The sequence below is a fragment of the Streptomyces roseolilacinus genome, assembly GCF_014649335.1.
GTDB lineage: Bacteria > Actinomycetota > Actinomycetes > Streptomycetales > Streptomycetaceae > Streptomyces > Streptomyces roseolilacinus.
In genome coordinates this window covers 121,413-140,043 of the sequence record NZ_BMSV01000004.1, presented here as the reverse complement: position 1 = coordinate 140,043, position 18,631 = coordinate 121,413, and the positions used below count along the sequence as shown (strand labels likewise).

Below are 18,631 nucleotides of genomic sequence, written 5' to 3'. Positions count from 1 at the left end.
CCGCAGGATACCGGGGGGTTGCGGAGGCGAAACGAGGGCGGGTCCCGGCCGGGGAGGCCAGGACCCGTGCGCGGGTGCCGCGGAGGGCTCCCCCATCAGGATTCGAACCTGAACATACGGGACCAAAACCCGCAGTGCTGCCTGATTACACCATGGGGGACTGAACCGGTCGAATCGGACACGAGGTCGGGTCGCCGGACCGGCACGCAACACTATGCCGTACAGACCGGCCTCCGTGCGACGGTGCCCGGCGGTCCTCCGAAGGCCGCCCGTAGGCTGGGATGCATGACCACAACGGGGGCACACCAGGACGCCACGGGCATGACCGCCCGGGGATTCGGGTGGTGGGGGAGGCGGCGCGGAGCCGCGCTGGACATCGGACTCGGGGTCCTGTCGGCCCTGGAATGCGCGGGCGAGGGCATCGGCTTCGCCGAGGCGTCCCACGCGCCGGGGGCGGTGGGGGCGCTGTTCGGGCTGGCCGCCGGATCGACGCTGGTCCTGCGGCGGCGCTGGCCTATCGCCGTCGTCCTCGTCTCCATCGCCGTCACGCCCGCCGAGATGGGCTACCTGATGGCCGTCGTCGGCCTGTACACCCTCGCGGCCTCGGACGTGCCGCGGCGGATCACCACGGTGCTCGCCGGCATGTCGCTGGCCGCGGTCCTCCTCGTCACCTTCGTGCGGCTGCGCCAGGACGTCGCCGCCGCCGACTTCGACCCCGGCTCCTGGTACGTGCCGCTCGTGTCGGTCTTCATGTCGGTCGGGCTGACCGCGCCGCCCGTGCTGCTCGGCCTGTACATAGGCGCGCGGCGGCGGCTCATGGAGAGCCTGCGCGAGCGCGCCGACTCCCTGGAGCAGGAGCTGTCGCTGCTGGCCGACCAGGCGGAGCAGCGCGCCCAGCTCGCCCGCACGGAGGAGCGGACCCGCATCGCGCGCGAGATGCACGACGTGGTCGCCCACCGGGTGAGCCTCATGGTCGTGCACGCGGCGGCCCTCCAGGCGGTGGCGCCGAAGGACCCGCAGAAGGCGGTCAGGAACGCGGCGCTCGTGGGGGAGATGGGACGGCAGGCGCTGACGGAGCTGCGGGAGATGCTGGGCGTCCTGCGCGCGGAGCCGGTGCCGCCGGCGGCCGTCCGGCCGCCCGCCGGGTCGCCGGCCGCCCCGCCCGCGGGCCGGCCGCCGGCGGAGACGCCCGCCGCCTCCCCCGCCGCCCCCGTCCCGGAGGACGGGCCCGGACCGGGGCTCGGCGGCGTCGAGGAACTCGTCGAGCAGTCCCGCGCGGCGGGGACGGCCGTCGAACTGCTCGTCCAGGGCGAGGCCCGCGCGTACGCCCCGGACGTCGAGCAGACCGCCTACCGGGTGGTGCAGGAGGCCCTGACGAACGTCCACAAGCACGCGGCGGGCGCCACGGTCGTCGTACGCCTCGCGCACCGGGACGAGGAGGTCGCCATGCAGGTGGAGAACGGCCCCTGCGACGCGGCCGCCGCCACGGACGCCCGCCTCCCCAGCGGGGGCAACGGCCTGCTCGGCATGCGGGAGCGGGTGACGGCGCTGGGCGGCGTGTTCGTCTCGGGCCCCACGGACGAGGGCGGCTTCCGGGTCTCCGCCGTCCTCCCGGCGGGCCGCTGACGGCCGGCGGCGCGCCGCCCCCCGTCAGCGGGCCCGCGGCCGGGCGCTCAGGGGTTGGTGAGGCGGGTGGGGTGGATGCCGGTGACGAGGGCGGTCAGGGCGTGGTCGATGTCCGGGCCCAGGTACCAGTCACCCGCGTGATCCAGTCCGTACACCCGGCCCTCCACGTCGACGGCCAGCACACCGCGGTCGTCCCCCTCGATCCCCAGCGGCGCCAGCTCGGTCTCCAGCGCCCGCCCCAGGTCCCACAGGCTCCGCGCCAGGTGCAGCCCCGCCAGCGGGTCCAGCAGCAGGGGGCTCGGCGCGACCTGGCGCCCCTGTCCGGGGGGCGTGATCCGCAGCCCCCCGAACTCGGCCCACACCTCCACCGCCGCCGGGAAGACGCTGTGCCGGTGACCGGCCGGGGACACGTGGGCCCGCAGCGCGTCGGCCCACTGTTCGGCCTGCTTGATGTCCCAGCGGCCCGGCTGCCAGCCGGCCTCCCGCAGGGCGGCGTCCACGGCGACGGAGAAACGGGTGGTGTTGAGGTCGGGCATGGCAGGTGCGGTCAGCCGTTCTGGTGGGACGAGGTCGGATCGACGGAACGTACACCGAAGTACGCGAGGAGGGCGGCGCACGAGCGGCACGGCGCGGCGTAGCTGCCGTGCAGCGGGTCGCCGTCCTCGCGGATCCGCCGGGCCGTGATCTTGGCGTTCCTCAGGGAGCGCTTGGCCTCGCCGGCCGTCAGCGGCTTGCGCCGGGACCGTTTGGACCGGGCGCCCTCCGCGGCGGTCAGGTGCCGCGACAGCAGGATCGCCTCGGGGCAGCGCCCGGTGAAGCGCTCCCGCTGCCCGCTGGTGAGCCTGTCGAGGAAGTCCTGGACGAGGGGGTGCAGCACCGGCGGCTGGTTGCCCCGCGCCGCGGTGCACGTGAGGGTCTCGCCGCGTACCGACAGCGCCGCGCCCACCGTCGGCAGGATGCCGTCGCGGCGGTGGCGCAGTAGGGGCGCGCGGTCGGGGGCGGTGGCGCTCCACGAGAGGCGCGGGTCCCCGCCACCGGGCCCCGCGTCACGGGCGGCGGGCGTCGTTCCTGATTGCGCTGCGTGCATGGTGCGTACTGTTTCCCCTCTGTGCAATCCCCCCAGTTGCGTGGACAGCCTGCCAAATGGGTGAGGAGATGGGAAACGAGGTCGCTGAAACGGACCACAGGCGTGTCGCGTGATCGCTGATCGGTCACCCGAACGTGACGCATGGTCACCGTCGCGGAGGCCCGGGTCGCCCTCTGGACCCACCGCATAGGCTGTGCGGAACCAGCCAGCAGCAGCCAGGGGGCAACCGCCATGACGACAGGTCGGCTCGGGCACCAAGCCGCGCCGCCGAACGCGGCCTACGCGGGACAGCTCGTGCACTTCCCGGACCCCGTCCGGGCCGCCCGCCACCCGAGGGGGGTACGGGTCGACGCCGACGGCTTCCCGGACTTCTCGCCGTACGCCCGCGCCGCCGCGGAGATCGCGGAACCGCCGGAGGGCTTCGGCGTGGACGAGCTGCGGCTGACCGACTACGTCTCCGCGAACGCCGCGCTCAAGGCCGACGGCCACCCCTTGTGGGACGGGCTCCCGGCGGTCGCCACCCCGCACGGCTGGACCTGGCACCACGTCCCCCGCACGCGCCGGATGGAGCTGGTGCCCGTGGAGGTGAAGGCGCTGCTGCGGCACCACGGCGGACTCGCCACCGCGGCGGTCGACCAGGACAAGCGCGGCACCCGCCCCCTCCAGGAGACCCGCCCCGCCCACTTCGGGCTGCCCAGGAGCGCCGTGTCCGTGACGGAGACGCAGCTGCAGGGCGTCGAGGAGGACCTCGGCTACCGGCTGCCCGGCGCGTACCGCTCCTTCCTCAAGGCCGCGGGCGGCTGCGCCCCGGTCGGCCTCGCCCTCGACGCGGAGCTGGGGCTCCTCGTCGACCAGCCGTTCTTCACGGTCCGCGACGAGGCCGGCGCCAACGACCTGGTGTACGTCAACAAGTGCCTGCGCGACCACCTGACCAAGGACTACCTGGGCGTCGCCTTCGTCCAGGGCGGCCTGCTGGCGGTGCGGGTGCGGGGCGCCGGGGCGGGCTCGGTGTGGTTCTGCCCGTACGACGACGCGCGGGACGGCGACGGGTCGGCGATCCAGGAGCGCATGGAGCGGCTCCTGCTGCCGTGCGGCGCGGACTTCGACGAGTTCCTGCGGCGACTGGCGGGCAATCCGCCGGAGCTGGAGACGGTGGCGAACCTGATGGTGGACGGCGGCTTCGCACGCGCCGTCCCGGTCACGGGTGAAGGGTGACGGTCCGATGGTGACGTTCGCGCAGGCGCAGGAGCGCGCCGAGGAGTGGGTCAACGGCGACGTGCCGCCGTACCAGCACCGCGAGGTGCGGGTGCGGGAGTTCGAGCTGGGCTTCGTGGCCTGGGCGGAGGACCGCCCGGACGGCCCCTCCTCGGACGGCGGCAGGCAGCGGCTGGTCATCGCCCGCGACGGCGGCGAGGCCACGCTGTGGCCGGAGCTGCCGGTGGGCGAGGTGATCCGCCGGTACGAGGAGGAGTACGGCGCGGGGGCGGCGGCCGGGACCCCGCCGCCCCGGCAGCCGGAGCGCGTCGACCTGAACCAGACGTCCTTCCTGCTGACCCCGCCGGAGTGGCTCCAGGACGCGGCGGACCGCATGGGGATCCCGGACCGGAGGGCCGAGGGGCCGTCGGGCGCGCCCGGCGCCGATCCGGCTGCCGGTCCGGGAGCCGCCTCGGGGGCGGGGCCGGCCCCGGCGGGCGGCACGCCCGCGCCGGGCGCGACCCCGCCGCCGTTCGCGCCGCCCGCGCCGGGCGCGACCCCGCCGCCGTTCGCGCCGCCCGCCGGCCCGTCGGCCGACGGGCGGTCCGCCCACCGGCCGCAGGACGCGGGCACCGGCCCGCGCGACGGCGACCCGTCCGGCACAGACCTGCGCGACAACCCTCCGGGCAGCACCCCTCCGGGCAGCACTCCTCCGGGCGGTACGTCCCCGTCCGGCGCGGACGCGTCGGGCGCCACCCCGCCCGGCGGCACCGTCCCCGGCCCGCGGGACGCAGGCCCGGACCACGAGCCGACCGCCCGCGACGGGGTGCCCGCCACCCCGCCCACCTCCTCCTCGGCCACCCCGCCGCCGTCCGCCTGGAACGACACCAGCGCCTCGGCCGCCGTCGCCGACGTCTCCGTCCCCCTCCCGGCGACCGTGTTCGCGCCGCCGCTGTCCGGCTCGGACGACGACGACACGCCGCCCCCCGCCGTACCGGCCGACGCGCCCACCGCGCTGATGCAGGGCGGCAGCCGGCTTCCCCGTACGGCCGTCGCGCCCCTCCTCGACCTGGGCGCCGCCGACATCGCGGACGCGGCGACCAGCAAGGCGGCGGTGTCGCCGCCCGCGCCCGGGGGCGGCACGCGCGGGGGCGGTCCGACGACCCCGCCGCCGCCCGGAGCGCCGGGTACGCCGGGCGCCCGCCCGCCCGCCGGCACGCCGACCCCGCCGCCCGCACCGGCGTCGGGCCCCGGCGCGCCCGGCGCGCCCGCCGGCGGGTACCTGCCGACGCAGCTGGTCGCGCAGCTCGGCCCGGACGGGCCCAAGCCGCCCGGCGCGCCCACCCCGCCGCCCGGCGGCAGCGTGGACATGGCGCAGACGATGCTGGCCCACCCGGGCCCCGGTGCCCCCGGTACGCCGCCGCCCCCGGGCCCGCCCGGACCCCCCGGGCCTCCCGCGCCGCCCGGTTCGACGCCGCCCGGCGGCAGCGTGGACATGGCGCAGACGATGCTCGCGCACCCGGGCCCCGGCGGCCCCCCGGCTCCGCCCGGCCCGCCCGGTGTGCCGGGTGCCCCCGGCGTGCCCGCGCCGCCCCCGCCGCCCGGAGCGCCCGGCGGGACGCCTCCCGGCGGGGTGCACCACGCCGCGACGATGCTGGCCCACCCCGGCCCGGGCGGCCCCCCGGCTCCGCCCGGCCCGCCGGGAGCACCCGGCGCGCCCGGAGCCACGCCGCCGCCCGGCGCGATGCCGCCCCCCGGCGTGCCCGCGTACGGGTACCCGCAGCAGTCCGGCCTGCCCACGGTCGGCCCCGGCTACCAGGTCGTGCTGCGCTACCGGGCGCCGGACGGCTCGGAGGCCCAGGTCATCCGCCGTTCCGCGCCGGGCACACCGCACCCGGAGTGGCAGATCCTGCACGAGCTGCACGCCATGAACGTGCCGCCGCAGCAGGTGCTGGAGCTGCACACGGAGCTCGCGTCGTGCGAGCTGCCCGGCGGCTACTGCGCCCGGATGATCCGGGAGACCTGGCCGCAGGCGCGGATCACGTCGATCGCCCCGTACGGGCACGACCACGCGAGCCGCCAGCAGGGCATGCAGCAGCTCATCGCCCACCAGGGCGAACTGCACCAGGTGGCGGACGGCCCCGCGCGCCCCGCGCCGGTGCGCGCCCCGCTGCCGCCGGTGCAGCCGGCCCCGCCGATCCCGCCGGAGGGCATCGCGCAGGAACTGGCGGGCGCGTTCGGGCCGCACGGCATCTGCCGGTTCGACCAGCGGGCCGTGTCCCGGCAGGGCGTACCGGAGCTGGTGGCGCGCACCCTCGTGTGGGCGGGCCTGCCGGCGGACTTCGGGCCGTTCTTCTGGGCGCAGCCCGCGCAGCCGGTCGTCCCGACGCTGGCCGAACTGGCCGCGCAGCGCCAGATCCAGCCGGCCGCCGACGCGGGCTCCTACCTGGTGCTCGGGTCCGACTTCGGCCGGGCGATCTGCGTCCAGTACGGCACGGCGCACATCGTCGCGGTACCGGTCGAGGCCGGCCCGGGCGGCCGGCCGGTGGCCCCGCAGTTCGTGAACACGGGCCTGCCGGAGTTCACCCGCTGCCTCGCCCTGCTGGGCCGCATGTGGCGCCTGCGCTTCGGCCTGACGCCGGAGCAGGCGGGCCGCTGGACGGTCGACTTCCAGGCCCAGCTCGCGATGCTGGACCCGGCGGCACTGGCCTCCCCGGAGAGCTGGTGGTCGGTCCTCCTGGAACAGATGTGGGACGGCCTGCTGTAACCCCGAAGGGCCCCGGCGCGCACCCCGCGCGCCGGGGCCCTCCTCACTTCACGGAGGCGGGCGGCTGGGCGGGTACGACGGGCTTGTTCGTACGCCCGAGAGCCTCCACCACGAGCCCCGGCTCCGGCCGCGATCGCTGTTCCTCCGCCCTGGACGCCGGGACCGCCGAAGATCAGTCCAGTGCCTTCTCGATCGCCTCGAAGACGTCGGCGTCGGTCTCCTGCTGCCAGACCGGCAGGTCCTGCCAGTCCGCCACGTAGCCGGGCTTCGGGTCCTCGAAGTGCCGGAACATCTGGGCCGTCCAGCAGATCGCGACGAAGCGGCCCTTCTGCTCGCGGGACAGCCGTGCGGTGTTGCCGCCGCTGATCTCGACGAACCGGCGGACCTGCTCGTAGACGGAGCCCGCAGCTCCGCCACACGGTGGTCTCGGCTCAGGGGGCCGAACTCGTCGCACGGATCCCGGAGTCTACGGACGGCACCCTGGCCGGGTCGTACACCGACGCGTCGTGGAGGGCCCGGGCGTGCACCCTGGTCCCGTTGCCCGCGCCGCGCGGCGAGGGGCCCGCGCCGCGCGGCGCGGGGGTCAGTCCCCGTCCGGCTCCGTGAGGACCGGGAAGCGGCGCGGCGCCACGAGCAGGAGGGCCAGGACGGCCAGGCCCGCCGCGGCGGCCGCGCCCAGGTACACGTACTCCACCGCCGTGTCCACGGCGCGGCGCAGGGTCTCCGACGCGGCCGGGGACAGGGCGCCCGGGTCGTCCAGGGCGCGGGCCGCCGTGTCCAGGTCGCCGCCCGACGGGCCGAGGCGGGAGGTGAGCACCGCGTTGGCGACGGCGCCGAACAACGCCGCGCCCACGCTCTGGCCGATCTGCCGGCAGAACAGCACCGATCCCGTCGCCGTGCCCCGCTCCGACCAGCCGACCGTCGACTGGACGCCCACGATCAGCGGCAGCTGGAACAGGCCCAGGGCCGCGCCCAGCAGCAGCATCAGCAGCGCCGGCTGCCACGGCTCGCCCGGGTACGGCAGGAACGGGAACACCAGCAGCGCCAGCATCGCCAGCGACATGCCGATCACCGCCGACTGCCGGAACCCCACCCGCCGGTACACGTGGTGCGACAGCGACGCGCTCACCGGCCAGCTCAGGATCATCACCGACAGCACGAACCCGGCCGCCACCGGCCCGAGGCCCAGCACCGCCTGCGCGTACGTCGGGAGAAACACCGACGGCGCCACCATCAGCAGCCCCAGCGCGCCCAGCGCCAGGTTCACCGCGGCGATCGTGCGCCGCCGCCACACCCAGCCCGGCACGATCGGCTCCGCCGCCCGCCGCTCCACCAGCACCGTCAGGGCGATCAGGAGCGCGCCCGCCCCCAGCAGCCCCAGCGACGGCGCCGACAGCCACGGCCACGCCACGCCGCCCTGCACCAGTGCCGTCAGCACCACCGCGCCGGCCGCGAACACCAGCAGGGCGCCCGGCCAGTCCACCCGCGCCCGCGCCCGCGGCCCGGTGCGGCGCGGCTCCACCAGGTAGCGGGCCACCAGCCACAGGGCGAGGCCGCCCACCGGGAGGTTCACCAGGAAGATCCAGCGCCAGTCCGCGTACGTCGTGAGCAGCCCGCCCACCGCCGGCCCCGCCACCGCGGACGCCGCCCACACCCCCGACAGCCGGGCCTGGATCCGCGGCCGTTCCTTCAGCGGGTAGAGGTCCCCGGCGATCGTCTGCACGGTGCCCTGCAGCGCCCCGCCGCCCAGGCCCTGGAGCACCCGGAACGCGATCAGCGACGCCATGTCCCAGGCCGCCGCGCACAGCAGCGAACCGACCAGGAACAGCGCGATGCCCGTGATGAGCACCGGTTTCCGGCCGTACGTGTCGGAGAGCCGCCCGTACACGGGGAGGGTGACCGTGACGGTGAGGAGGTAGCCGGAGAACAGCCACGAGAACAGCGAGAAGCCGCCCAGGTCGCCCACGATTTGCGGGACCGCCGTCGCGATGACGGTGCCGTCCAGCGCGGCCAGCGCCACCGACAGCATCATCGCCGCCACGACCGGGCCCCGGCGCAGGGGCTTTTCCGCGGGGGGCGCCGCCGTCCGGTCGGCGGCCGGCGTCCGCGGGGCGTCCTCCCCGGTGCCCGCGCCGTCCGTGCCCGCGCCGTCCGCGCTCAAGCCGTCCGCGCCCACCCCGCCCGTCCCCGTCCCGTCCGTGCCCGTCCGGCCCGTGCCCGTCCCGTCCGTGCCCTCCGCCACGTGCGCCCCTCCCCTTGCGGCAGTCCCACCCGACACCCTCTCACCGGGCGGGCCCGGAAAACAGGTGGGAAGGACCCGGCTCCGGCTGGTACCCAGGGAGGCGGGAGCTCCTCGGCGGGGTCCTCCACGGGGGTGGGGACCTCGTCGGGGAGCTCCTCCCGCGCCCGCGCCCCGCCCGGTCGCGGAATGCGGAATTCCTTTGAGCTTTTCCTGAGCTTTCCCCGGAAAAGGAGATGCCGCTCGATCTCCCTTTACGGGCCCGCCCCGCTGTCGTAGTGTTCTTCCGGGCCGCAGGGGAATGCGGCCCACCACACGATTGTGCACGGGGAAGAGTTCAAGTGAATAAAGTGCGAAGCGCTCTCGGCGGCGCTGTTCTCGCGGGCGTGATCGGCCTCACCTCGGTGGCCCCGGCCGTCGCGGCGCCCGCGGGCGAGGGGGTCGCGACCGGGACCTCCGCCGTGGCGGCGGGCAAGGCCCCCATGGCGAGCAAGACCGAACGCATCAAGAAGCTGGGTCAGTTGACCGTCAAGGGGCAGAAGTCCCTCGATGCCTGGTACGCCGGCCTCGGCCAGTACCGGAAGGGGAAGAACCCCTACAAGTTCAACTGGTCGACCGACGGGTGCTCCAAGGCCCCGGAAAAGATTCCGGGCGGGTACGATTTCACGTTTCCGTGCCACCGGCATGACTTCGGGTACCGGAACTACAAGAGCCTGGTCGGCGTCTCGAAATTCCGCAGCCAGCACAAGAAGCGCATCGACGACGTATTCCTGCAGGACATGAAGCAGGTCTGCGGAGCGCGTTTCTGGGCCGACCCGCTGACCCCGGCCGGCCGGAAGAAGGCGAAGGCCGCCTGCCTCAAGACCGCGGACAAGTACTACGCCGCGGTGCGCGCCGTGGGCTGACCCCCGGCGGCCCCGGGGTGCGGCCCGGGGTGCGAAACCGCCCCGTGGTGCTCCCCGCGAGCACCACGGGGCTCACACGTGCCCGTGGCGGCGCGGCTCTCCCAGCGCGGGCGCCGGTCCGCGGGCGTAGGCTGAGAGGACCCCGGCCCGTTCTTCGCGTCGGGTGTTTCGCGTTGCCCAGCCTCCTTCGAACCCGGGACGGAAAGCTCCATGAGCCTGCACGGTCTCCTCGATGCCGTCGTCAAGGACCCCGCCCTCGCCGAAGCCGTCAAGGCCGCAGCCGACGGCCACCGCCCCCACGTCGACCTGGTCGGCCCCCCGGCGGCGCGGCCCTTCGCGGTGGCGGCGCTGGCCAGGGACACCGGCCGGACCGTGCTGGCGGTGACCGCGACCGGCCGGGAGGCCGAGGACCTGGCCGCCGCGCTGCGCAGCCTGCTCGACCCCGACCGCGTCGTGGAGTACCCGGCCTGGGAGACCCTGCCGCACGAGCGGCTGTCCCCGCGCAGCGACACCGTCGGGCGGCGCCTCGCCGTGCTGCGCCGCCTCGCGCACCCGTCGCCGGACGACCCCGCGGCCGGCCCCGTGCAGGTGGTCGTCGCGCCGATCCGCTCCGTGCTCCAGCCGCAGGTCAAGGGCCTGGGCGACCTGGAGCCGGTCAGCCTGAGGACCGGGGAGGACGCCGACCTGGAGCGGATCGTCGAGGGCCTGGCGGCGGCCGCGTACCAGCGGGTGGAGCTGGTGGAGAAGCGCGGCGAGTTCGCCGTGCGCGGCGGCATCCTCGACGTGTTCCCGCCGACCGAGGAGCACCCCCTGCGCGTCGAGTTCTGGGGCGACGACGTCGAGGAGATCCGCTACTTCAAGGTCGCCGACCAGCGGTCCCTGGAGGTCGCCGAGCACGGGCTGTGGGCGCCGCCCTGCCGGGAGCTGCTGCTGACCGGGCAGGTCAGGCAGCGGGCCGCCGCGCTCGCCGAGGCCCACCCGGAGCTGGGCGAGCTGCTCGGGAAGATCGCCGAGGGGATCGCCGTGGAGGGCATGGAGTCCCTCGCCCCGGTCCTCGTCGACGACATGGAACTGCTGCTGGACGTGCTGCCGCAGGGCTCCATGGCCGTGGTCTGCGACCCGGAGCGGGTACGGACCCGGGCCGCCGACCTGGTCGCCACGTCCCAGGAGTTCCTCCAGGCGTCGTGGGCGGCCACGGCGGGCGGGGGAGAGGCGCCGATCGACGTGGGCGCCGCGTCCCTGTGGTCCATCGCGGACGTACGGGACCGGGCGCGCGAACTGGGCATGCCCTGGTGGTCGGTGTCGCCGTTCGCGCCCGACGCCGAACCGGAGCACGACACGCTCCAGCTCGGCATGCACGCCCCGGAGGCGTACCGGGGCGACACGGCGCGCGCGCTGGCCGACACGAAGGGCTGGCTCGCGGACGGCTGGCGCACCGTCTTCGTGACGGAGGCGCACGGCCCGGCGGCCCGCACCGTCGAGGTGCTCGGCGGCGAGGGCATCGCGGCCCGCCTCGACGGGGACCTGACGGAGATCACCCCGTCCGTGGTGCACGTGGCGTGCGGGTCCGTCGAGCACGGCTTCGTCGACGCGGGCCTGCGGCTGGCCGTGCTGACGGAGACCGACCTGACGGGACAGAAGGCCGCCGGCAAGGACGGCCGCCGCATGCCGACGCGCCGCCGCAAGACGATCGACCCGCTCACCCTGGAGGCGGGCGACTACATCGTCCACGAGCAGCACGGCGTCGGCCGGTACATCGAGATGGTGCAGCGCACGGTGCAGGGCGCCACCCGCGAGTACCTGCTCGTCGAGTACGCGCCCGCCAAGCGCGGCCAGCCCGGCGACCGGCTGTACATCCCGACCGACCAGCTGGAGCAGGTCACCAAGTACGTCGGCGGCGAGGCCCCGACCCTGCACCGGCTCGGCGGCGCCGACTGGACCAAGACGAAGGCCCGCGCGAAGAAGGCCGTCAAGGAGATCGCCGCCGACCTGATCAAGCTGTACTCGGCGCGGATGGCGGCGCCCGGCCACGCCTTCGGCCCCGACACCCCGTGGCAGCGGGAGCTGGAGGACGCCTTCCCGTACACGGAGACGCCCGACCAGCTGTCGACGATCGCCGAGGTGAAGGAGGACATGGAGAAGTCGATCCCGATGGACCGGCTGATCTGCGGCGACGTCGGCTACGGCAAGACGGAGATCGCGGTCCGCGCGGCGTTCAAGGCGGTCCAGGACGGCAAGCAGGTAGCCGTCCTGGTCCCGACGACGCTCCTGGTGCAGCAGCACTTCGGCACGTTCTCGGAGCGGTACGCGCAGTTCCCCGTCACGGTGCGGGCCCTGTCGCGGTTCCAGTCGGACACGGAGGCCAAGGCGACGCTGGAGGGGCTGCGGGAAGGCTCCGTCGACGTGGTCATCGGCACGCACCGGCTGTTCTCGTCCGAGACGAAGTTCAAGGACCTGGGCCTGGTCATCGTCGACGAGGAGCAGCGCTTCGGCGTCGAGCACAAGGAGCAGCTGAAGAAGCTCCGCGCCAACGTCGACGTGCTGACGATGTCCGCGACGCCCATCCCGCGCACCCTGGAGATGGCCGTCACCGGCATCCGCGAGATGTCGACGATCACCACGCCGCCCGAGGAGCGGCACCCGGTCCTCACGTTCGTCGGCCCGTACGAGGAGAAGCAGATCGGCGCCGCGATCCGCCGCGAACTGCTCCGCGAGGGCCAGGTGTTCTACATCCACAACCGAGTCGAGTCCATCGACCGGGCCGCCGCCCGCCTCCGCGAGATCGTGCCCGAGGCGCGGATCGCGACGGCGCACGGCCAGATGTCGGAGCAGGCGCTGGAGCAGGTCGTCGTGGACTTCTGGGAGAAGAAGTCCGACGTGCTCGTGTCGACGACGATCGTCGAGTCCGGCATCGACATCTCCAACGCCAACACGCTGATCGTGGAGCGCGGCGACAACTTCGGCCTGTCGCAGCTGCACCAGCTGCGCGGCCGCGTCGGCCGGGGCCGCGAGCGCGGGTACGCGTACTTCCTGTACCCGCCGGAGAAGCCGCTCACCGAGACCGCCCACGAGCGCCTCGCGACGATCGCCCAGCACACCGAGATGGGCGCCGGCATGTACGTCGCCATGAAGGACCTGGAGATCCGCGGCGCGGGCAACCTGCTGGGCGGGGAGCAGTCCGGTCACATCGCGGGCGTCGGCTTCGACCTGTACGTCCGCATGGTGGGCGAGGCCGTCGCGGACTACCGGGCGTCCCTGGAGGGCGGCGTGGAGGAGGAGCCGCCGCTGGAGGTCAAGATCGAGCTGCCGGTCGACGCGCACGTCCCGCACGACTACGCGCCGGGCGAGCGGCTGCGCCTCCAGGCGTACCGGGCGATCGCCTCCGCCAACTCGGAGGAGGACATCAGGGCCGTGCGCGAGGAGCTGACCGACCGGTACGGCAAGCTGCCCGAGCCGGTCGAGAACCTGCTCCTCGTGGCGGGCCTGCGGATGCTCGCGCGGGCCTGCGGGGTCGGCGAGATCGTGCTGCAGGGCGGCAACATCCGCTTCGCGCCCGTCGAGCTGCGCGAGTCGCAGGAGCTGCGCCTGAAGCGGCTGTACCCGCGGACGGTCGTCAAGGCGACGGCCCAGCAGATCCTGGTGCCCCGCCCGACGACGGGCACGATCGGCGGCAAGCCGGTGGTGGGCCGGGAACTGCTGGCGTGGACCGGCGAGTTCCTGACGACGGTCCTGGGGTCGTAGGCGGTACCGGGCGCGGGACCGGGTAGGCGTGCGGGGAGTCCGGCCGGCGCCGCCCCGGCCCCCGCGCCGTCCCGCGGCCCGCCGGGCGGCGGGGACGTTCACGCGGATCGGGCAGGGAGTGGTGGGCTGTGCTTGCTGAGAGGGACGCGGGGCGCGAGGGCGCCCGGAGCGCGTACGTCGCCCGTGCCGCGGCGGCGGCGGTGACCGCGCTGCTCTGCGCGGGGTGCGGGGGGCTCGGCGGGGACGTCTCCCCGACGGAGCGGGGGACGGCCGCGCCGGACGGCCGGGTGGTCAGTCCGCTCGACAACCCGGACGGGACGAAGCCGGGGCTCGCGCCCGTGACGACGGACGCGGACGAGGCCGAGGCCCGCGACCTCATCAAGGGGCTGGCCACGAAGGGCCGCGGGCCGAAGACGGGGTACGACCGCGACGAGTTCGGCTACGCCTGGATGGACACGGCCGACGGGGTGCCGCTGGCGAGGAACGGCTGCGACACCCGCAACGACCTGCTGAAGCTCCATGGCCGGAACGTCCGGTTCCGGTCCGGTTCCGACTGCGTGGTCGTGTCGATGGACCTGTACGACCCCTACACCGGCAAGGACATCGCCTGGAAGAAGGCGAAGGCGGCCGAGGTGCAGGTGGACCACGTCGTGCCGCTGTCCTACAGCTGGCAGATGGGCTCCTCGCGCTGGCCGGAGGGCAAGCGCGAGCAGCTCGCGAACGACGTGCTCAACCTGATCCCGGTCGACGGCCGGACCAACTCGGCCAAGGGCGACTCGGGGCCGGCGTCCTGGCTCCCGCCGGACGGCCGGATCCGGTGCGCGTACGCGGTCCGCTTCGCCCAGGTCGCCCTCAAGTACGAGATGCCGGTGACCGAGGCCGACCGCCGGGTGATGCTCCGGCAGTGCGGCGGCTGAGCCGGGCGGACGCGCGCGGCCCCGGGCCCGCCCCCGCCCGGCCGGCCCGCCGGTAAACCCGTGGCGGGCCGGGCGTCCGGGGCCTAGCCTCCGGGGCATGGATGTGGAGATCGTCAGCATCGCCGAGCGGCCCGACCTGGTGGGCGCCCTGTGGGGAATGCCCAACCTGTGGCCGGAGTTCATGCGCCAGGACCCGGTGTCGGACCTGGGCTACGCGTGGATGCTCGCCGAGGCGCCCGAGTACGTGTCGGTGGCGCTGGACGGCGACGGGCGGGTCGTGGCCCGGTCCTTCAGCGTGCCGTTCGCGCTGCACGCCGAGGGGCGCGGCGGGGTGCTGCCGACGCGCGGCTGGGACCAGGTGCTGATGTGGGCGATGGAGGACCGGCGGGACGGCCGGACGCCCGACACGGTGAGCGCCATCGAGATATCGGTCGCGCGGGACCTGCTGGGCCGGGGGATGTCGGGGCGCATGCTGACCGCGATGCGCGACCGGGCGAAGGAGCGCGGCTTCGCGGAGGTCGTGGCGCCGGTGCGGCCCAACGGCAAGCACCTGGAGCCGCACACGCCGATGGCCGAGTACGCGCTGCGCACCCGGCCGGAGGACGGACTGCCGCAGGACCCGTGGCTGCGGGTCCACGTCCGCGCGGGCGGCGTGGTCGACTCGGTGGCCACGGCGTCCATGACGATCAGCGAGTCCGTGGAGCGGTGGCGGGAGTGGACCGGCCTGCCCTTCGACACGGACGGTCCGGTGGAGGTGCCGTTCGCGCTGACGCCGGTCCGCTGCGAGGCGTCGCACGGGTACGCCGTGTACGTCGAACCGAACGTGTGGGTGCGCCACCGGGTGTGACCCCGGTGGCGCACCCGGTGGGCGGCGGTGCGCGGCGCGCGGTGCGCCCGCCCGCCGCTTCCCCGTGCGGGGCGTCCGCTCAGAACTTCAGCTCCCACTGCTGCGCCTCGTGCTCGAAGCCGGGGGTGACCTCGACGGTCAGGGTCTTCGCGTCGGCGGGCACGTCGAAGGCGTAGGTGCCGGTGGCCTTCTTGCCGGGCGTGACCGTGCCGGTGACGCCGTCCAGGCCGTCGTCGTAGACCTGCTCGGCCGTCACGCCGTCCTTGCCGGCGCGGGCCTCCAGGACGACCATGTCGGCGTCGAACTTCTCCTTGCCGCCGTTCTCGACGACGACGGTGAACTTGTACGCCTTGTTGCCCACGCTGTGGCCGGCCGCCACGTCGCTCGGCTCGAAGGACTTCGCCGCCGAGACGGTGATCTTCAGGTCGTCGTCGTAGATGATCGTCTCGTCGGCGGCCAGCACCTCGGGCACCGTGCCGCCCTCCGCGCCGCCGTCGGTGCCGCCGGCGTCACCCGTGCCCTTGTCGCCGCCGGTGGTGTCCTTCGGGGCGGTGTTGCTCAATTCCTTGTCGATCTGGGTGACGGCCTCGTCCACGGCCTTGTACGTGAGGACCGCGCCGACCACGGAGAGGACCAGCGCCACCAGGCCGAGGATCGCGCCGGTGGTGGTGACGCCCTTGTTGGTGGCCTCGCCGCGCTTGGCGCGGCCCCGGCCGACCAGGCCCAGGACCAGGGCCAGCAGGCCGAGGATGCCCGCGAGCCAGAAGAACAGCGGGATGAACCCGGAGACCGTGCCGACGATGCCGAGCACCAGCGCCGCCGTGCCCAGCCCGTTGCGCGCCGGAGCGGCCGGGGCGGGCGGAGCGGGGTGCGGCGCGCCGTACTGGGGCTGCTGCGTGGGGTGGGACATGGGTGCCCTCCGGACGAAGACATGGAGTGTGAGCGGAGCTTGAGGCAGCCCCGTGAAGCGATGCGTCAATCACACCAGACCTTGTGAACCGAGTCAACACGCTTTCTTCTCTCGCTCTCGGCTCACGCTGTGAAACAGTGGAAGAGGTGTCCGCCCTAGGATGTGGGGCACATCGCGGACGGAGGGAGCGGCCACGTGCCGGAGAACGCGAACGCAGCAGAGGTGACCGCCGCGGAGATCGCCCGGCTCGCCGGGGTCGGCCGGGCCGCCGTCAGCAACTGGCGCCGCCGCCACGCCGACTTCCCCAAGCCGGTCGGGGGCAGCGAGACCAGCCCGTCCTTCGCGCTGGCCGACGTCGAACGTTGGCTGCGCGCCCAGGGCAAGCTCGCCGAGGTGCCCCTGCGGGAACGGGTCTGGCAGCAGGTCTCCGGCCACCCCGAGGGCGCCGCCACCGCCCTCGTCCACGCGGGCTGCGCCCTCCTCCTCGTACACGAACGGCCCGCCCTCTGGCCCGCCGGGACCCGGGTGCCCGACGACCACCTCGCCGGGCTGCTGCCCCCCGTCCTCGACGGCGTCCTCACCGCCCGCCTGGGCTCCCGCCGGCCCGTCGCCACCCCCACCGCCGAGGCCCTCGCCCCGTCCGTGCCGCTGCTGCGCGCGGCCGTCGAACTCGCCGCCGGGAGCGGCGGCGCCCCGGCCGCCTTCGCTTTCCTGCTGGCCCGTCACCTCGACGCCAACCCGCGCCAGTTCACCCTCACCCCGCCCGGCCCGGCCGCCCTCATGGCCGCCCTCGCCGTCCCGCCCGGCCGCGCCGGCCGCCCCACGGTCCTGGACCCCGCCTGCGGCACGGGCGCCCTGCTCCGCGCCGTCGAGGCGCCCGCCGCCCTGTACGCCCAGGAGGCCGACCCCGACCTGGCCGCCCTCGGCGCGCTCCACCTCGCCCTGCACACCGGCGCCGAGGTCCACGCCCGCGCGGGCGACGCGCTGCGCGCCGACGCCCACCCGCACCTGGCCGCCGACGCGGTCCTGTGCCACCCGCCGTTCAACGAGCGCAACTGGGGCCACGAGGAGCTCGCCTACGACCCCCGCTGGGAGTACGGCTTCCCCGCCCGCACGGAGTCCGAGCTCGCCTGGGTGCAGCACGCCCTGGCCCGCCTCCGCCCCGGCGGCACCGCCGTGCTGCTCATGCCGCCCGCCGCCGCCTCCCGCCGCTCCGGCCGCCGCATCCGCGCCGACCTGCTGCGGCGCGGTGCCCTCCGCGCGGTCGTCGCCCTCCCGGCCGGCGCCGCGCCCCCCTACGGCATCCCGCTGCACCTGTGGGTGCTGCGCAGGCCGGGCGCCGCCGCCCCGTCACCCGAGCTGCTGCTCGTCGACACCTCCGCGCACGGCGCGGCCGGCCGCGACCGGCTCGACTGGCAGGCCGTCCACACCGCCGTACTCGACGCCTGGACGCCGTTCGACCGGCACGGCACCGCCCCCGAGCGGCCCGGCACCAGCCGCTCCCTGCCCGTCATCGACCTGCTCGACGACGACGTGGACCTCGCGCCCGCCCGCCACCTGCCGCCCCCCGCGGCGAGCGGCGGCGCGGCCGAGCTGGCGACCGTGGCCGACCGGCTCGCCGCCCAGCTGCGCCGCACCGCCGAACTGACCCCGCCGCCCGGCCGCATCACCCGCGCCGTCCCGGCGCCCGCCCCCGCCGGGCCCGCCCGACCGCCCGGCGTCACCGTCGGCGAACTCGCCCGCACCGGCGCCCTCCGCCTCCACGCCGGGGGCGCCGGCACCGCCCCCGGCCACGGCCCGGCCGCCTCCCGCCCCCGCGTCCTGACCGAACAGGACGTCCTCGCCGGCCGGGGACCCGGCGGCGCCCTGCCCGAAGGCCCCGCGGGCGGCGAGGAACCCGTCCTGCTGCGCACCGGCGACGTCGTCGTCCCCGTCCTCGGCGGCGGCCCCGTCGCGCGCGTCGTCGACGAGGCCACCGCGGGCGCCGCCCTCGGACGGGGCCTCCACCTCCTGCGCCCCGACCCGGCCGCCCTCGACCCCTGGTTCCTCGCCGGGTTCCTGCGCGGCACCGCCAACCAGCGGCAGGCCAGCAGCTACGCCTCCACCGCGACCCGCCTCGACGTGCGCCGCCTCCAGCTGCCCCGGCTGCCGCTCGCCGAGCAGCGCCGGTACGGCGAACGGTTCCGGGCGCTCGACGACTTCGAGCAGGCCCTGCGCCAGGTGGGCCGGCTCGGGGAGCGGCTGGTGCGCGGCATGTACGACGGGCTGACGGACGGCACGCTGGAGGCGTGAGCAACGGCACCGCCGATCCGTGCAACCGTGGGGCCGTTGTCCGTGTCGCTGTATACGCTCATCCCCGTATCGGACGTCTTCCCCCCACCCGGCCTCCTGGAGGAGC

At 75.4% G+C, this 18,631-nt stretch carries 13 protein-coding genes and 1 tRNA gene; 8 read left to right on the top strand and 6 right to left on the bottom strand.

Annotated elements, in window-relative coordinates; translation table 11 throughout:
• Window positions 1-87 precede the first annotated feature (87 nt).
• Window positions 88-160, bottom strand: a tRNA-Gln gene (locus tag IE106_RS10880).
• Window positions 161-285: 125 nt separating this feature from the next.
• Between IE106_RS10880 and IE106_RS10875 the strand changes: the two genes are divergently transcribed.
• On the top strand, window positions 286-1,626 hold the full coding sequence (locus IE106_RS10875; RefSeq protein ID WP_189532459.1) for a sensor histidine kinase: 1,341 nt from the start codon (window positions 286-288) through the stop codon (window positions 1,624-1,626).
• Between the two features lie 47 nt (window positions 1,627-1,673).
• Here the strand turns inward: IE106_RS10875 and IE106_RS10870 are convergent, their stop codons facing one another.
• Together IE106_RS10870 and IE106_RS10865 are read right to left on the bottom strand one after the other, a co-directional pair.
• Window positions 1,674-2,162: an SUKH-3 domain-containing protein gene (locus IE106_RS10870; protein WP_189532458.1), complete on the bottom strand. Its 489-nt coding sequence runs from the start codon at window positions 2,160-2,162 to the stop codon at window positions 1,674-1,676.
• Window positions 2,163-2,173: 11 nt separating this feature from the next.
• Entirely contained in the window at window positions 2,174-2,713 is a 540-nt protein-coding gene (locus IE106_RS10865) for a YwqJ-related putative deaminase (protein WP_189532457.1), read from the bottom strand.
• A 231-nt stretch (window positions 2,714-2,944) separates the two neighbouring features.
• Here IE106_RS10865 and IE106_RS10860 point away from each other — a divergent pair, with 231 nt between their 5' ends.
• The gene (locus IE106_RS10860; RefSeq protein WP_189532455.1) at window positions 2,945-3,928 is read left to right on the top strand and encodes an SMI1/KNR4 family protein; all 984 of its coding nucleotides are present in this window, start codon (window positions 2,945-2,947) and stop codon (window positions 3,926-3,928) included.
• 7 nt (window positions 3,929-3,935) lie between these two features.
• Complete coding sequence (locus IE106_RS10855; protein WP_189532453.1) at window positions 3,936-6,674, top strand: SUKH-4 family immunity protein; 2,739 nt, start codon at window positions 3,936-3,938, stop codon at window positions 6,672-6,674.
• A gap of 172 nt (window positions 6,675-6,846) precedes the next feature.
• Here the strand turns inward: IE106_RS10855 and IE106_RS10850 are convergent, their stop codons facing one another.
• A complete protein-coding gene (locus tag IE106_RS10850) occupies window positions 6,847-7,128 on the bottom strand; it encodes a hypothetical protein (RefSeq protein WP_373295936.1) in 282 nt (93 codons plus the stop codon).
• A gap of 129 nt (window positions 7,129-7,257) precedes the next feature.
• The gene (locus tag IE106_RS10845; protein ID WP_373295935.1) at window positions 7,258-8,916 is read right to left on the bottom strand and encodes an MFS transporter; all 1,659 of its coding nucleotides are present in this window, start codon (window positions 8,914-8,916) and stop codon (window positions 7,258-7,260) included.
• 383 nt (window positions 8,917-9,299) lie between these two features.
• Between IE106_RS10845 and IE106_RS10840 the strand changes: the two genes are divergently transcribed.
• From IE106_RS10840 to IE106_RS10825, 4 genes are all read left to right on the top strand, one after another.
• Window positions 9,300-9,818: a phospholipase gene (locus IE106_RS10840; RefSeq protein WP_229840265.1), complete on the top strand. Its 519-nt coding sequence runs from the start codon at window positions 9,300-9,302 to the stop codon at window positions 9,816-9,818.
• A 210-nt stretch (window positions 9,819-10,028) separates the two neighbouring features.
• The gene (gene mfd, locus IE106_RS10835; protein ID WP_189532451.1) at window positions 10,029-13,559 is read left to right on the top strand and encodes a transcription-repair coupling factor; all 3,531 of its coding nucleotides are present in this window, start codon (window positions 10,029-10,031) and stop codon (window positions 13,557-13,559) included.
• A 128-nt stretch (window positions 13,560-13,687) separates the two neighbouring features.
• On the top strand, window positions 13,688-14,476 hold the full coding sequence (locus IE106_RS10830; protein WP_373295934.1) for an HNH endonuclease family protein: 789 nt from the start codon (window positions 13,688-13,690) through the stop codon (window positions 14,474-14,476).
• Window positions 14,477-14,573: 97 nt separating this feature from the next.
• The gene (locus IE106_RS10825) at window positions 14,574-15,323 is read left to right on the top strand and encodes an N-acetyltransferase (RefSeq protein WP_189532449.1); all 750 of its coding nucleotides are present in this window, start codon (window positions 14,574-14,576) and stop codon (window positions 15,321-15,323) included.
• A 79-nt stretch (window positions 15,324-15,402) separates the two neighbouring features.
• Here IE106_RS10825 and IE106_RS10820 read toward each other — a convergent pair whose 3' ends face one another.
• Window positions 15,403-16,233 (bottom strand): DUF4352 domain-containing protein, encoded by an 831-nt coding sequence (locus IE106_RS10820; RefSeq protein ID WP_189532447.1) that lies wholly within the window; start codon window positions 16,231-16,233, stop codon window positions 15,403-15,405.
• A gap of 222 nt (window positions 16,234-16,455) precedes the next feature.
• Between IE106_RS10820 and IE106_RS10815 the strand changes: the two genes are divergently transcribed.
• Complete coding sequence (locus IE106_RS10815; protein WP_189533148.1) at window positions 16,456-18,525, top strand: N-6 DNA methylase; 2,070 nt, start codon at window positions 16,456-16,458, stop codon at window positions 18,523-18,525.
• Window positions 18,526-18,631 lie beyond the last annotated feature (106 nt).